Here is a 15,239-nt window from a genome sequence, read left to right on the forward strand (position 1 = left end):
ATGTAAAACGGATGATGGAATTACACTTGTACTCTACAATTAACCAGTTAACCGATTTAAACAATTAACCGAAATAAAAAATAAAACCCAAAGCCCATCTCCGATCCCAGTTTAAAGCCCTGCCATCATACATTTTCCATCTTCCATCATACATTCTGCATTACTTCCTTATTCTCAAATATTTAGCTTTAAAAACTATTTGCTTGACAATCTGTAAAATACGGAATATTAACCGTACCTTTGCGGCTCAATTAAAAAATAAAAGACGAATGACAAACCCATTTCAATTATTGGGGATAAGTGATGACGTCGTTAATGCCGTAAAGGACCTTGGATTCGAAAATCCAACGCCGATTCAGGAGCAAAGTATTCCTGTACTGTTAGAAGGCACTAATGATTTTGTTGGTTTGGCCCAAACAGGAACAGGAAAAACAGCCGCATTTGGTTTGCCGCTGTTAGAACTAATCGATTTTAAAGTTAATAAACCACAGGCATTGATTTTATGCCCTACCCGTGAGTTATGCTTACAGATCGCTAACGACCTTAAAAACTTTTCTAAAAACATTGCTAATGCCCACGTAGTTGCCGTTTACGGTGGTGCGAACATTATGCAACAACTACGCGAAATCCGTCAGGGAATTCAGATCGTAGTGGCCACGCCCGGCCGTATGTTGGATATCATTGGCCGTAAGGCGATTGATTTTTCAAACGTTAAATATGTTGTGCTTGATGAAGCTGACGAGATGTTGAACATGGGTTTCCAGGACGATATCAACGACATTTTATCAACTACTCCTGATGACAAAAAAACCTGGTTATTCTCGGCTACAATGCCTTCAGAAGTTCGCCGTATAGCTAAAAACTATATGGATAACCCTGTAGAATTAACCATGGGCACAAAAAATACCGGTAACGTAAACATCGAACACGAATATTACATTGTTCGTGCCCGTGATAAATACGCTGCCCTTAAACGTATTGTAGATTTCAACCCTGAAATTTTTGGTGTTGTTTTCTGTAAAACAAAATTAGATACCCAGGATATTGCCGAGCATTTGATCAAAGATGGTTACAATGCCGATGCTTTACACGGCGATTTATCGCAACAACAACGTGATAAGGTAATGCAACGTTTCCGTGAGCGTAACATGCAGTTGCTAATTGCTACCGATGTTGCTGCACGTGGTATCGATGTAAACAACGTAACACACGTAATCAACTATTCTTTACCTGATGAGATCGAAAGTTATACCCACCGTTCGGGCCGTACAGGCCGTGCTGGTAAAACCGGTATTTCTATCTGTATCATCAACTCTAAAGAATTGGGTAAAATCCGTCAGTTAGAGCGTATCATTGGTAAACAGTTTACCAAAGCCGAACTGCCTACAGGTTTTGATGTTTGCGAAAAACAATTATTCTCATTGGTACACAAAGTACACAATGTAGAAGTTAACAACGAGCAGATCGATCAGTACATCCCACGTATTATGGATGAATTTGCTGATTTATCTAAAGAAGATGTAATCAAACGTTTTGCTTCTTTAGAATTTAACCGTTTCCTTGACTACTATTCTAAAGCACCTGATTTAAATGCAGCTGTTGGTGATGAACGTGGATCAGATAGGGGCGAAAGAGGAGTTGGACGCGGACGTGGTAGCGAAGGTTACACCCGTTTGTTCATCAACTTAGGTTCTGTAGATGAGTTTACCCGTGGCGATATGTTATCTTTTATCTGTAACAACGGTAAAATTGGTGGCAAAAGTGTTGGTAAAATCGATTTAAAAGGTGTTTTCTCTTTCTTTGAAGTAGAAGATGCTGTTGCCGACAAAGTTTTTGAAGGATTTAAATCAGTTGAATTCAACGGTCGTCAGGTACGTATCGAGAAAAGCGGTGATGGTGGTCGTGGTGAAGGCGCTGGTGAAAGACGTGGTGGCGGAGAAAGACGTGGCGGTGGTTTCGGCGGTGAACGCAGAGGCGGCGGTGGCGGCGGTTTCCGTGGCGGCGACAGAAGATCTGGCGGTGGTAGTGGAAGACGTGAAGGTGGAAATAGCGGTGGCGGTTTCAGAGATTTCTCTGGACGTAGCCGTGATGACAAAGGTGGTAACACCGGTGGCGGACGCAGAGATGGTGGAAACCGTGAAGGTGGAAGCGGCGAGCGCCGTAAAAAATGGTAAATCACTAAACCAAATATTTTTACGAGCCGTCCCGATTATTCGGGGCGGCTTTTTTGTTTAAGAGGTATTATTTCTGTAAATAATTTATTTGCCGCGAGGTGTCGTCATTGTTAGCGAAGCTTCTCCGCCTCGTCATTTCGAGCGGAGTGCAGCGAAGTCGAGAACCCGAAGGCTCAGCGAAGCTAAATCTATCCCGAGGCGCTTTTAAAACAACATACGTCACCCTGAACTTGTTTCAGGGTCTTTCATGCAAGATTATTAGATCTCTCTCCCGAATATTCGGGACTGTGCTACATCCAACAGCTATCGGATCAAGATGACGGGGCTTTTAAAAGTATGTATTATAATTCCACATCATTATCCTGCCAAAATCTTTTCAAAATATTATATTTAACGTTTATATATACTAAACAACATTATGCGTTATTTAAGATTCCTAACCATATTATTCCCACTCTTAATAAGCAATACACTTTCTGCCCAACAAGCAGCCTCTAACCAAAAAATGCAATGGTTTGCTGATGCCAAACTAGGAATTTTTATCCACTGGGGTATTTATTCTGTTAATGGCATTTCCGAATCTTGGTCGTTTTTTAACAATTACATCAACCACGATGCTTATATGAAACAGCTTAATGGGTTTACCGCTTCAAAATATAAAGCAAACGAATGGGTAAACCTGATTAAAGAAAGTGGTGCCAAATATGCCGTAATTACAACCAAACACCATGATGGTGTTGCCCTTTGGAACAGTAAAATGCCAAATGCCACCACAACTGTAAATAAAAGTGCAGCTAAAAAAGATCTCATTACACCTTTTGTAACTGAACTTAAAAAAGCCGGATTGAAAACAGGTTTGTACTTTTCTCTGCCTGATTGGAGTTATCCGGATTACGACGTTTTTACCCGTGATAGAAAGCGCTACGATTATAAGCAGGATCCGGCACGCTTTAAAAAATTCCAAAATTACTTTCAGGGGCAATTGAACGAACTTTCAACGCTATACAATCCCGATCTGGTGTGGTTTGATGGCGATTGGGAGCACAGCGGGGAAGAATGGCAGGCCAAAAATATACTGGAAAATCTGCGGAAGGTAAACCAGAACATCATTATTAATTCGCGTTTAAACGGCCATGGCGATTACGATACCCCCGAGCAGGGCGTGCCTGTAGTAAAACCAAACTCGCCCGAATGGGAGCTTTGTTATACCATGAACGATTCGTGGGGTTATCAACCATATGATAAACATTATAAATCATCAAATATGATTATCCGCACCCTGGTTGATTGTATCAGCATGGGCGGTAACCTGTTGTTAGACATAGGTCCGAAAGCAGATGGTGCCATAGCTCCTGAACAGGTGCAGATTTTGAAAGATTTGGGCCGTTGGACCAAAAAACATGCGGCAGCAATTTATGGTACGCAAACAGGTTTGCCCGAAGGACATGTTAATGCCAAAACTGCATTATCAAAAGATAAAAAATCGCTATTTATTTACCTGGATTATTTTCCAACCCAGGGCCTGATGTTAAGCGGGATTAAGTCGCCGGTAAAAAAAATAAACATATTGGGGAATAGCGGCATCGTTAATCAAACTCCACTTGGAAATAACAATTATTTAATCACTATTCCATCTGCCGCTAAAGATCCTGATGTTACCGTGTTGGAAGTTCAGTTTCAAAACCCTATTGAACTATTAAATAAATTTGGGCAAAATATTGATGTACCCAAATTGCAGCTTGTAACTACAGATTTTGATCCAAGCTATTTCAAAATCAAAAACCTGGTTAATGATGTATCGGGAGGGGACAGCCCATTTAATGATTCTAACCTTGGTGCCGATGGAATGAATTATAAAACGAAACAAACCCTTTACGATTATTGGGTGGTTAAAAATGCAGAAGCGATATGTAAAACGCTAAAAGGCATCCCTGAAGGTCATTTTCAAGGAAAAACTGCCCTTTCGGCCGATAAACAAACACTTTATCTATTTGTAGAAGGTGAGCCGACCGGCCCTATTGCCATTAAGGGTTTAAAAAACAACATCAGCAGGATCAGGGTGGTTGGCGAAGGCACCATGCTACAGCACGAAATTTATAACAAACTCTATTGGAGCAAGATACCGGGTATCGTGTATATTCCGGTACCAAAAGATAAATTGGATCGGCAGGTAACTGTAATTGCTGTGCTTTTAGACAGTCCTATTGAGCTATACCGCGAAAAAGTAGGTGCAATTGAAAGTAACCTCTAATTATTTAACAATTGTAAAATAGTAGCGCAACTTTATAATTATCCTTAAATTGCATTACTTTCGCACATCATGCAGGCAAAATATATCTCATATCAGGAAACCGGATCTTTTTCAAAACTGGTTTTGGATTATATTAATAACGAAGAACAGCTAAAGGCGTTTTATAGTTACCGCCCTGACATGGAGGGTTTGGCCAAAGCCATTGAGGAAAGGAATTTCATCGGAAACCGGGCTACTTTGGTAAAAGTATTGCAGGATCAGTACCAGCATTTACAGCCCAATAAATCGGTAACCAAAAACATCGAGCTTTTAAGCCTTGATAACACCTTTACCGTTACCACCGGCCATCAGTTAAACCTGTTTACCGGACCGCTTTATTTTATCTACAAAATTGTAACCACCATTAATCTCGCCATTGAATTAAAAATGGCACATCCCGACAAAAACTTTGTTCCGGTGTACTGGATGGCTACAGAAGATCACGATTTTGACGAGATTAACCACGTAAGCGTTGATGAAAAAAACATCAGCTGGATACAACAGACCAATGGCGCAACCGGAAGGTTAAGTACCAAAACTGTCGCTGCTGCGGTAACAGCATACAAAGGTTACCTGGGCATTTCGAAAAACGGAAAAAGGATTGCCAAATTGGTAGAGCAGGCTTATTTACAGCACGATAATTTAGCCGATGCCACCCGCTTTTTGGTGAATAATCTTTTCGAAAAGTATGGTCTGGTAATTGTGAATGCCGACGATGCCCAATTAAAGAAACAATTCGAAAATATCATTACCGAAGATATTATTAAACACAACAGTGCCAAAAATATCGATAACAGCTCCAAAAAACTCGAAGATCTGGGCTATAAAACACAGGTAAACGGTAGAGACATTAACTTCTTTTATCTGATCGATAACCTGCGTGAGCGTTTGATTTTCGAAAATGGCAAATATCAGGTAAACCATACCGATATCAGTTTTACCGAAGCAGAATTAAGGACTGAAATCGATTCACATCCCGAGCGTTTTAGTCCGAATGTAGTGATGAGACCCATGTACCAGGAAGTGATTTTACCAAACATCGCCTACATTGGTGGTGGGGCAGAGGTAGCTTATTGGATGCAGTTAAAAGCAAATTTCGATTTTTATAAAGTCGACTTTCCGGTTCTTTTATTACGTAACTCTGCCATACTGATTGATAAACGAAGCGCACAGAATTTATATAACCTCGGTTTCTCACTGGAAGACATTTTCCTACCGGTTGAAAAGTTGAAAAATATCTGGGTAAAACGTAATACAACTGCCCAGTTAAGTTTAGCCGACGAAACCAGGGCCATTAATAGTATTTTCGACCAGATTAAGTTAAATGCCTATAAAATTGATAAAACGCTTTCTGTTTCAACTGATACCGCGAAGCAGAAAACCAATCATTTGTTGGCCAATCTCGAAAAGAAACTGTTCCGTGCCGAAAAGCGCAAACACGAAACAGCGCTTGTGCAAATTGATAATGTAAAGAAAAGACTTTTCCCGAATGGAACATTGCAGGAAAGGATCTTGAATATTGCTCCGATGTATGTAAATTACGGTGAAGATTTTCTTTCTTCCTGTATCGAAAACTTCGAACCATTGGGTGGCGATTTTACGGTTTTATTGCCTTAGTTTATTTTTAGATCCGTCATGCTGAATTCATTTTAGCATCTATGGAGAAAGAGACCCTGAAATAAATTCAGGGTGACGACAAATAGTATATTATGAACTTCATCACCTTTACCGAAACCAACTTACGCAGCTTCACTTACAACGTTTTTAAAAAAATGGGCTGCTCGGATGAACATGCTGATCTGGCAACCGATGTTTTGATCCGTTCAGATTTGCGCGGTATCGATTCGCACGGTGTGGCCCGTTTAAGCGGTTACGTGCGTTTATGGGAAAAGAAAAGGATTAACGCTACACCTGATATTAAAATTGTGCACGAAACCCCAACTACTGCAACAGTTGATGGCGATGCCGGTTTAGGTTTGGTGGTTGCGCCTTTTGCGATGAAAGTTGCCATAGAAAAAGCCGAAAAATACGGTAGTGGATGGGTGTCGGTTAAAAACTCCAACCACTTTGGTATTGCTGGTTATCATGCTTTAATGGCGGTAGAAAAAGATATGATCGGCATCAGCATGACGAATGCCAGTCCATTGGTTGCCCCAACTTATGCCAACGAACGTTTATTGGGCACAAACCCTATGTGTTATGCATTTCCGGCCGGTAAATATCCGCCGGTAATTGTTGATATGGCTACTGCTGCTGCAGCAAACGGTAAGCTCGAAATTGCCCAACGCGCCAATAAAAGTATTCCTGATGGATGGGTTCAGGATAAAAATGGCGAGAACTCCACCGATCCGAACGAGTTGAAAAACGGTGGTTCATTATTGCCGCTGGGCAGTGATAAAGATCATGGCAGCCATAAAGGTTATGGGTTAAGTGCTACGGTTGATATTTTATCGGCCGTGCTTTCTGGGGCCAATTATGGTCCGTGGGTGCCACCTTTCGTCGCATTTTTAGAACCTTCTGCAAACCCGGTTGGTGAAGGATTAGGTCACTTTTTAGGCGCTATGCGGGTTGATGGTTTCAGGCCGGCTGCCGAATTCAAAGATCATTTAGACAATTGGGTGGAGCGTTTTAAAAGTGCAAAAACAATCGATCCAGATAAAAAAGTCATCATCCCAGGTGAACCGGAACACGAATTTGAACAGGAAAGAAAAATAAGCGGCATCCCATTGATCGATGTAGTGGTAAAAGACCTGAACGAACTTGCTGTGAAGTTAGGGATAGAAGAGTTAAAGTAAATATGGTTAATCGGTTAACTGGTTAATTGTTTAAATTGGTTAATTGAAAAATGGTCGTCACCTCGACCGGAACGCAGTGGAGCGGAGAGATCTATCTCGAGACAGATTTAGCTTCGCTGAGCACTGCGTGGTTCTCTACTACGTTATCCTCCACTACTATTAAAAAACTTCATAGAAGCATCGTCATCTCGACTGAAGCGCAGTCCCGAATATTCGGGAGAGAGATCTATCATGGCAAACTTCTCGACTAAATAACACTCCGCTCGAAATGACGATAACTGAAAAGATATATTCGCTATTTCCTCAACCTCTCTGCCGAACGGATCAATCTTTCATCCTTATTGATGCCGAAAATGGCCAGTACAATAAATAGTATGGCTACCGCAGGTAAATAAGCGCCGATGCCAAAACTTGCACCTTCAATACCATCAGGTAGTTTTTTTGCATAAACACTGCACCAAAACGCAAAACCACCGATTAATACAATCGAAAGGATTGCAAAACGTTTCTGAGAAGTCCTTTTTTTGTAGTTTAAAATATTGAAGAAACAAAGGAAAATCAACACGACGTGGGTAATCAATAATGAATAGATGGGAGTAACAATATTTACAGCAATAAATTCGCCTGCATCCCAGCTCGAAGCAAAGCCACGAGTGTACAATACAGGAAGTAGTGTCCCGTTTACATCTTTATTTAAAATTGGAAAAATAAACATGACAACTAGTGCCATAGATGCTAAAGAAAAACAAATTGTTTGGGGCCGCTGTAACATTACCTCAACCTTTCAGCCGAACGGATCAATCTTTCATCCTTATTGATGCCAAAAATGGCCAGTACAATAAATAATATCGCTACCGCAGGTAAATAAGCGCCGATGCCAAAGCTTGCACCTTCAATGCCCCCAGGTAGTTTTTTCGCATAAACGCTGCACCAAAACGCAAAACCACCGATCAAAATAATCGAAAGGATCGCAAAACGTTTCTGAAAAGCCCTTTTTCTGTAGTTAAAGATATTGATAAAGCAAAGGATGGCGATAGCAATATTGGTGATCAATAGAGGTAAAAATGATTGTATTTTAAATGGTGAGCCAGCTTTTCCTTCAATAATCTGGAATAAACCACTTGAGTATACTGCAGATTCAGTTCCGGTGATCTGTTTGCTCGCGATAGGTAAAAACAACATTAAGGCAAGGGTTAAAGCTGCTAAAAAAAACCAGATCGATTGTATTCTTTGTATCATGTTAATTTAATATTTAAGGCAAACTTAACTGTTTTTGGTAAAAGAATAAAGGACAAAAAAGTATAGGGTATAATGCAAATGCTTCAGATACAGTTTTTGTTGGCGTGGATGGCTTTTTTCTATAATCAGAATAAACAAAACGGAAACGCCCGGCGCCATGCGCTTTGCGCTTTGACCGTCAAATTGTATTTTTGCATCGCTTTGAGTAAAAAAAGGTATTTCATCCAATTGGCTTATGATGGCAGCTTGTACCATGGCTGGCAGATTCAACCCAATGCAATCACCGTTCAGGAATTGCTGGATAAAGCTATGTCTGTTTTTTTCCGTCAGCCGATAGAAACGCTTGGCTGTGGCAGAACAGATTCAGGCGTACATGCAACTGATTTTTATGCCCATTTTGATGTTGAAGACGTTGCGGAAGCAAAGGTTTTAAATGCCATTTCGGGTATTAATGCCATGTTGCCTTATCAGATTGCTGCAAAACGCATTATTCCGGTACACGATGAGGCCCATGCCCGTTTTGATGCCACTGCACGTGCCTATAAATATTATGTCCACTTTGAAAAAGATCCTTTTAAAGTTAACCGGTCGTGGTTGCTTAAAGATAAGCTGGATGTGGAGGCAATGAACCAGGCTGCGGCTCTTTTGTTAAATTATACCGATTTTTCCTGTTTCAGCAAATCGAATACCCAAACCTTTACTAATAACTGTAAGGTAACAAACGCTGTTTTCGAAGAGCAGGGAGATGGATTGGTTTTCACCATCCAGGCCGATCGCTTTTTAAGGAACATGGTGCGGGCAATTATGGGTACATTGGTGCAGATTGGCAAAAAAGAAATAAATTTAGAGGATTTTAAAGCAATAATAGAAAGTAAAAACCGCAGTAAAGCCGGACAATCGGTACCTGCCTGTGGTTTGTATTTAGTGAAGATTGAGTATCCATACCTAGGTTAATTGTATAAACTGGTTAATCGGTTAATTGCAAACTAATCAATTAACCAGTTAACCCCAAGCGGCAGTTAACCAATTTAAACAATTAACCAGTTAACCCTAAAAATGGCAGTTACAGGCGACGTATACAACACCGGATTACTGAAACGTATTTTTAAATATGTAAAGCCTTATCGTGCCGTTTTTGTGTGGTCGGTTATTTTAACCATCCTGTTGGCAGCCATTTCTCCTGTTCGTCCGTTTTTGATAAAATATACACTCGATCATTATATTCTGACGGGAAATTATCCGGGTTTGGTAAACATGACGATGCTGATGATCTTTATGCTGGTGTTACAGACCTTAATCCAGTATAATCACACACTTTTAACCAATACTTTGGGGCAGTCGGTTATCCGCGATCTTAGGATCAATGTTTTTAACCACATTACCAAATTACGCCTTAAATATTTCGATAAAACACCGATTGGCCAGTTGATTACCCGCACCGTTTCCGATCTCGAAACCATTGCAGATATATTTTCAGAGGGTTTAATCTCCATGATCGGCGATAGTTTGCAGGTAGTGGTAATCATAGGCGTAATGTTATACACCGATTGGGAATTGAGTTTAGTGGTGCTTTTACCTATCCCGCTGTTGATTATGGCTACCCGTAAATTCCAGAAGGCCATTAAAGTAGCTTTCCAGGAAATCAGGAATGAAGTATCCAACCTCAATACCTTTTTACAGGAACACATTACCGGGGTATCTATTGTGCAGTATTTTGCGAGGGAAAAACAGGAGTACCGGAAATTTTATGCCATTAACAAACGCTACCGCGATGCCAATATCCGTTCGAACTGGTATTATTCTATATTTTTTCCGGTGGTTGAACTCATTTCGGCCATGTCGCTGGGTTTATTGGTGTGGTACGGCGCAAAAAGTATCCTCTCTAAACCTTTGGATGTAACCCCGGGTACCATTACGCAGTTTATTATTTATCTGGGTATGGTTTTTACACCGATCCGTCAGCTGGCTGATAAATTTAATACGCTGCAGATGGGAATGGTGGGTGCCGAACGCGTATTTAAAGTTTTGGATACCGACGAAACCACGCCGAACGAGGGTACACAGAAACCTGCCAGGTTAAACGGAGATATTAAATTTGAAAACGTTTGGTTTGCCTATAATGATGAAAATTATGTGTTGAAAGATTTATCTTTCGAAGTAAAATCAGGTCAAACCGTAGCTTTGGTTGGGGCAACCGGAGCCGGTAAATCGTCGACCATTAACATTCTCAACCGTTTTTATGATGTTAAGAAAGGTGATATTACAGTTGACGGCATCCATATCGAGGATTTCGATCTCGATTACCTGAGAAGTAATATCGCAACCGTACTTCAGGATGTTTTCCTGTTTTCGGATACCATTTTAAATAACATTACCCTCAATAACCCCGAAATTACCATTGAAGAAGTGGTAAATGCAGCAAAAAAGGTTGGTGCGCACGATTTTATCGAACGTTTGCCAGGCGGTTATCAATATAATGTGATGGAAAGAGGAGCAACGCTTTCGGCAGGGCAGGCGCAATTGATTTCCTTTATCCGCGCACTGGTGCATAACCCGGCCATTTTGGTGCTTGATGAAGCCACCTCGTCGGTTGATACCGAAACCGAATTACTGATCCAGAAAGCCATTGATAATTTAATGGAGGGCCGTACTTCGATCGTAATTGCCCACCGCTTATCAACCATCCAGAAAGCCGATCAGATTATTGTGCTTGATAAGGGAGAAATCAAAGAAAAAGGTACGCACCAGCAACTGTTAAAACTAAACGGTTATTACAAAAAACTTTACGATCTGCAGTTCTCTTCTAAGGGGATTGCCAAAGTGTAACAATTGCGATCCATTTCTTGGAATTAATTTGACCCAACGGTTCATTATGGCTATTTTGCATTGGATCAACCCAATGCTACTAAATATATCCCTGCCTGATGAATTTAAAAACTACCTTTAAAAATTCTTTGTTTTTTACATTGGCCCTGCTGTTTGCTGCAGAACTGCATGCCCAGGTTGCTAAACTCCCTACCAAATGGACTGTGCCTGCTGCCACGGCCAAGGTACCTTTTCCAGATTACCCACGGCCACAGCTTCAACGTAAAAACTGGCTCAACCTGAACGGGAGTTGGGCATATCGTGGTGGCAAAAATGTGCTATCAGCTTTCGAACCTAAGCAGGTTTTGGATTTTACAGGCAAGAATGAAAAAATCCTTGTGCCTTACTGCCCCGAATCTTTTCTATCCGGTATTGAGCGTAATCAGGAGATCAATATGTGGTACAAACGGGAGTTTGAGATCCCTGCTGATTGGAAAGGGAAAAAAGTGATTGCACATTTTGATGGTGTAGACCACGATGCAACAATATTCGTTAACGGTAAGCTTGCTGGTCGCCATGCAGGTGCTTACGATGCTTTTGGTTTTGATATTACCGCATTTTTAAAGGGAGGTTCCAATACACTGGTTGTAGCGGCCTACGATCCCAATGATGGAAAAACACCTTCGGGGAAAAACGGTCCTCGTGGCGATTATACTTTCAGTTCGGGCATATGGCAGAGCGTGTGGCTGGAGCCTGTTGGCAGCACTTATATTGAGCAGATCCGAATTACACCCGATGTAGAAAACAACAGGCTTATTCTTTCTGCCACAGCAGCCAATGGGCAGATTGAGGCAACTGCACTTGAGGGGAATAAAACTGTTTCGCAGGTAAAGGGTGCAGTAGGAACACAGTTATTTCTTCCCATCAACCAACCAAAACTATGGTCGCCGGGCAATCCTTTTTTATACGACTTAAAAATTGTGCTCAAAGATAAAAACGGGAAAGTAACCGACGAAGTGATGAGTTATTTTGGGATGCGCGATATTAAACTGGGTAAGGTAAATGGTGTAGTAAGGCCGCTTCTGAACGGAAAATTCGAAATGCAGGTGGGCCTACTGGATCAGGGCTATTGGCCAGATGGGATTTTAACTGCACCAACCGAAGAAGCACTAAAATCTGACCTCGAATTTACCAAAAATGCAGGTTTTAACCTTATCCGGAAGCACATGAAAACCGAATCGAAGCGGTTCTATTATCTGGCTGATAAAATGGGGATTTTGGTTTGGCAGGATATGCCTGCCATGTGGTATCAGAATGAGGATACGTTAAAAAACCGCAGTGTTTTCAGGAAGGAGCTTAAAGCCGTGATGGACGATCTGCACAACTCACCATCAATCATCAGTTGGGTGCCCTTTAACGAAAACTGGGGTGCATTTGATGTTAAGGAAATTACCGCATGGGTAAAAAAGTACGATCCATCGAGGTTGGTTAACGGTAATTCGGGTTTCAACAATAATCCCGGTTATCAAAAGCCACTGGGCGATCCCGGAAATGGTGATTTTGTAGATACACATATTTATATTGGTCCGAACGGGGCATCTAAACCTGATGAAAAGCGTGCCGCTTCGCTGGGCGAATATGGCGGTATAGGGCTCTTTGTAAGGGGGCACATGTGGCCTGTCGAAAATAATGCTTATGGATACGAACCTACTGTTAATGCGCTTACCGACCGTTATGTACTGCTGATGCAGCAGGTTGAACAGCTGATGCTTTATAAGGGGCTTAGTACAGCGGTTTATACACAGACTACCGACGTTGAGCACGAAATAAACGGATTGCTCACCTACGATCGTGAAGTGGAAAAAATGGATATCAAACGCGTTAGGGAAATCAACAGGGCAATTATCGAATCGGGCAGGGCCATTGGTACAGCTGAAAAAAAATAATAACCTAAAAATTTTTATTTTGAATTCATTGTGGAGGCTTAACGCTTGTATGAAATGATTTACATAATTGCTTAAAAATGATTATGTTTGATTTCGCAACCAGCCTAATCATTTGAATATCGAGAGAAATAGTGAGCACGACCATGCCCTTTTTGCGCTATTAAAGCAAGGAGATGAGGCGGCGTTTGGCAAAATTTATAATCTCTATTGGGCAGAACTTTACAATGCTGCCTACAAACGCCTTCCCGAAAAAGAGAAATGCCAGGATATCATCCAGAATATTTTTACCGACCTGTGGAACAGGAAAGCTGAGCTCGATTTAGAAAAACCATTGGCTTATCTGCATACTGCGGTACGTTTTCAGGTATTAAAACACATTGCCAGAAGCCCAAAAAACAGTTTTTTTGCAGATTCTTTCGAAAACGAATTGATTTCGCCCCTTCAGGCCGATGGCATGCTGCTGGAGCGGGAAGTTGCCGAATTAATCGAATTATTTATCAAAGCCCTTCCCGAAAAACGCCAGAAAATATTTGTACTGCATTATTTCGAGGGTTTATCTACCGCACAGATTGCCATTGAACTCGATATTTCCCAAAAAACAGTTCAAAATCAGTTAACCACTGCAACACAGGCGCTGCGTTTAAGGCTTACGCATCTCTTTTTGGTGGTAACGGTCGTGATTTCTGCTGTTTCCAAATAAGATTTAGCCATCTTTCTAATTTTATTTAAAATATTTTCAGATTCTTTTGGGATATTTTCCGCTTTCTGGTACATCTATATAAAAGCCAGGAAAAATGACCCCATTTAATCATCAAAAAGAACTGCAGAAAATCATCCAGCGTTATGTATCTGGTACAGCAACAGCAGAAGAAATCCTTTTTGTAGAAAAATATTACCAGTATCTGGATAAAAATGCCAATGTTCTCGATGGGCGAAATGCAGATGAACTGGCGAAAATGGCCGAAGCCAATTTTATGGCCATCCGGTCTAATATTGATGCTGGCCAAAAACGTAAAACCATTCCCCTTTATAAATATATTTCGGCTGCGGCGGTACTGCTCCTCATTTCAGGGATCAGCTTTGTGCTCTTAAATAAACCGAAGCCTGTTATTAAAGGTGAAATTGCTGTAAACAAAAAACTGGATGTTCTGCCTGGCAGCGATAAGGCTATTTTAACCCTCGCCGATGGATCGAAAGTAGTTTTGGATGAGCATACCTCAACAGATATCAGCGATAAGGACGGTTTAAAAATTTCGAGAACTGAGGATGGCCGGTTGGTATACACGATTGTTGACCAAAGCGATTTAAAAACGCAATCAATAGTCTCATTTAATACCATTCAAACCCCAAAAGGCGGACAATATCAGGTAATTCTGCCCGATGGCACCAAAGTTTGGTTAAATGCGGCTTCTTCTTTAAAATATCCCGAAGTATTTACGGGTAACGAACGCAGGGTAGAACTTACCGGCGAGGCCTATTTTGAAGTGGCCAAAAATAAGGCAAAACCTTTCCATGTTAAAAACCATAACCAGGACGTAGAGGTACTGGGTACACATTTCAATATCAATAGTTATATGGATGATCATACCATTAAAACCACCTTATTGGAAGGAAGTGTGAAGGTGAGCAATGGTCAATCCGTCAAAGTCTTAAAACCTGGCGAGCAATCTATCGCCGGATCCGATGGCAATGGCATCATCAGGCTAAGTGCCGATGTGGATACAGACGATGAAACAGCCTGGAAAAATGGTCTGTTCCAGTTTAACAATGCCAATCTGAAAAGCATTTTAAACCAGTTGGAAAGGTGGTACGATATCAATATCGATTATAGCTCGGTTCCGGATAAAAAATATAACGGTATGGTTCCGCGTAAGGCCAAACTGTCTGAAGTATTAAAAATGCTCGAGAAAACCGGAAATATCAGGTTCGAGATTGCTGAGGGCAGAAATTTAAAAGTATTACCGGAAAAATAAAGCCTATGGCAAAAACA

The 15,239-nt window shown here is 41.1% G+C and carries 11 protein-coding genes; 9 read left to right on the forward strand and 2 right to left on the reverse strand.

The window, feature by feature from the left end:
• Window positions 1–269 precede the first annotated feature (269 nt).
• The 4 genes from B2V92_RS24755 to B2V92_RS24770 all read left to right on the forward strand — a co-directional run bounded on the left by B2V92_RS24755 (window position 270) and on the right by B2V92_RS24770 (window position 7,259).
• The gene (locus B2V92_RS24755; protein WP_293313145.1) at window positions 270–2,174 is read left to right on the forward strand and encodes a DEAD/DEAH box helicase; all 1,905 of its coding nucleotides are present in this window, start codon (window positions 270–272) and stop codon (window positions 2,172–2,174) included.
• A gap of 418 nt (window positions 2,175–2,592) precedes the next feature.
• On the forward strand, window positions 2,593–4,425 hold the full coding sequence (locus B2V92_RS24760; protein WP_293313147.1) for an alpha-L-fucosidase: 1,833 nt from the start codon (window positions 2,593–2,595) through the stop codon (window positions 4,423–4,425).
• A gap of 69 nt (window positions 4,426–4,494) precedes the next feature.
• Window positions 4,495–6,081 (forward strand): bacillithiol biosynthesis cysteine-adding enzyme BshC, encoded by a 1,587-nt coding sequence (gene bshC, locus B2V92_RS24765; protein ID WP_293313149.1) that lies wholly within the window; start codon window positions 4,495–4,497, stop codon window positions 6,079–6,081.
• Between the two features lie 92 nt (window positions 6,082–6,173).
• Window positions 6,174–7,259, forward strand: a complete 1,086-nt coding sequence (locus tag B2V92_RS24770) for an Ldh family oxidoreductase (RefSeq protein ID WP_293313151.1) — start codon at window positions 6,174–6,176, stop codon at window positions 7,257–7,259.
• Window positions 7,260–7,554: 295 nt separating this feature from the next.
• Here the strand turns inward: B2V92_RS24770 and B2V92_RS24775 are convergent, their stop codons facing one another.
• Both B2V92_RS24775 and B2V92_RS24780 read right to left on the reverse strand, forming a co-directional pair.
• The gene (locus tag B2V92_RS24775) at window positions 7,555–8,031 is read right to left on the reverse strand and encodes a DUF4293 domain-containing protein (RefSeq protein WP_293313153.1); all 477 of its coding nucleotides are present in this window, start codon (window positions 8,029–8,031) and stop codon (window positions 7,555–7,557) included.
• Entirely contained in the window at window positions 8,031–8,498 is a 468-nt protein-coding gene (locus tag B2V92_RS24780) for a DUF4293 domain-containing protein (protein ID WP_293313155.1), read from the reverse strand. Before B2V92_RS24780 ends, B2V92_RS24775 begins: the two co-directional genes overlap by 1 nt.
• 201 nt (window positions 8,499–8,699) lie before the next feature.
• Here B2V92_RS24780 and truA point away from each other — a divergent pair, with 201 nt between their 5' ends.
• The 5 genes from truA to B2V92_RS24805 all read left to right on the forward strand — a co-directional run bounded on the left by truA (window position 8,700) and on the right by B2V92_RS24805 (window position 15,222).
• Window positions 8,700–9,452 carry a tRNA pseudouridine(38-40) synthase TruA gene (gene truA, locus B2V92_RS24785; protein WP_293313157.1) on the forward strand — a complete coding sequence of 251 codons (753 nt, stop codon included), beginning with the start codon at window positions 8,700–8,702 and terminating at the stop codon, window positions 9,450–9,452.
• 102 nt (window positions 9,453–9,554) lie between these two features.
• Window positions 9,555–11,324 carry an ABC transporter ATP-binding protein gene (locus B2V92_RS24790; RefSeq protein ID WP_293313159.1) on the forward strand — a complete coding sequence of 590 codons (1,770 nt, stop codon included), beginning with the start codon at window positions 9,555–9,557 and terminating at the stop codon, window positions 11,322–11,324.
• 98 nt (window positions 11,325–11,422) lie between these two features.
• On the forward strand, window positions 11,423–13,249 hold the full coding sequence (locus tag B2V92_RS24795) for a glycoside hydrolase family 2 protein (protein WP_293313161.1): 1,827 nt from the start codon (window positions 11,423–11,425) through the stop codon (window positions 13,247–13,249).
• A gap of 112 nt (window positions 13,250–13,361) precedes the next feature.
• Window positions 13,362–13,949, forward strand: a complete 588-nt coding sequence (locus B2V92_RS24800) for an RNA polymerase sigma factor (RefSeq protein ID WP_293313162.1) — start codon at window positions 13,362–13,364, stop codon at window positions 13,947–13,949.
• Between the two features lie 94 nt (window positions 13,950–14,043).
• The gene (locus B2V92_RS24805) at window positions 14,044–15,222 is read left to right on the forward strand and encodes a FecR family protein (RefSeq protein ID WP_293313164.1); all 1,179 of its coding nucleotides are present in this window, start codon (window positions 14,044–14,046) and stop codon (window positions 15,220–15,222) included.
• Window positions 15,223–15,239: the final 17 nt, after the last annotated feature.

It is taken from the genome of Pedobacter sp. UBA5917 (genome assembly GCF_002432345.1).
Taxonomy (GTDB): domain Bacteria; phylum Bacteroidota; class Bacteroidia; order Sphingobacteriales; family Sphingobacteriaceae; genus Pedobacter.

What these genes read in the sequence shown, in the direction of transcription:
- B2V92_RS24780 (WP_293313155.1), bottom strand. Translation starts at nt 8,498, where the DNA reads ATGATACAAAGAATACAATCGATCTGGTTTTTTTTAGCAGCTTTAACC.
- B2V92_RS24775 (WP_293313153.1), bottom strand. Translation starts at nt 8,031, where the DNA reads ATGTTACAGCGGCCCCAAACAATTTGTTTTTCTTTAGCATCTATGGCA.
- B2V92_RS24805 (WP_293313164.1), top strand. Translation starts at nt 14,044, where the DNA reads ATGACCCCATTTAATCATCAAAAAGAACTGCAGAAAATCATCCAGCGT.
- B2V92_RS24770 (WP_293313151.1), top strand. Translation starts at nt 6,174, where the DNA reads ATGAACTTCATCACCTTTACCGAAACCAACTTACGCAGCTTCACTTAC.
- bshC (WP_293313149.1), top strand. Translation starts at nt 4,495, where the DNA reads ATGCAGGCAAAATATATCTCATATCAGGAAACCGGATCTTTTTCAAAA.
- B2V92_RS24755 (WP_293313145.1), top strand. Translation starts at nt 270, where the DNA reads ATGACAAACCCATTTCAATTATTGGGGATAAGTGATGACGTCGTTAAT.
- B2V92_RS24795 (WP_293313161.1), top strand. Translation starts at nt 11,423, where the DNA reads ATGAATTTAAAAACTACCTTTAAAAATTCTTTGTTTTTTACATTGGCC.
- B2V92_RS24790 (WP_293313159.1), top strand. Translation starts at nt 9,555, where the DNA reads ATGGCAGTTACAGGCGACGTATACAACACCGGATTACTGAAACGTATT.
- B2V92_RS24760 (WP_293313147.1), top strand. Translation starts at nt 2,593, where the DNA reads ATGCGTTATTTAAGATTCCTAACCATATTATTCCCACTCTTAATAAGC.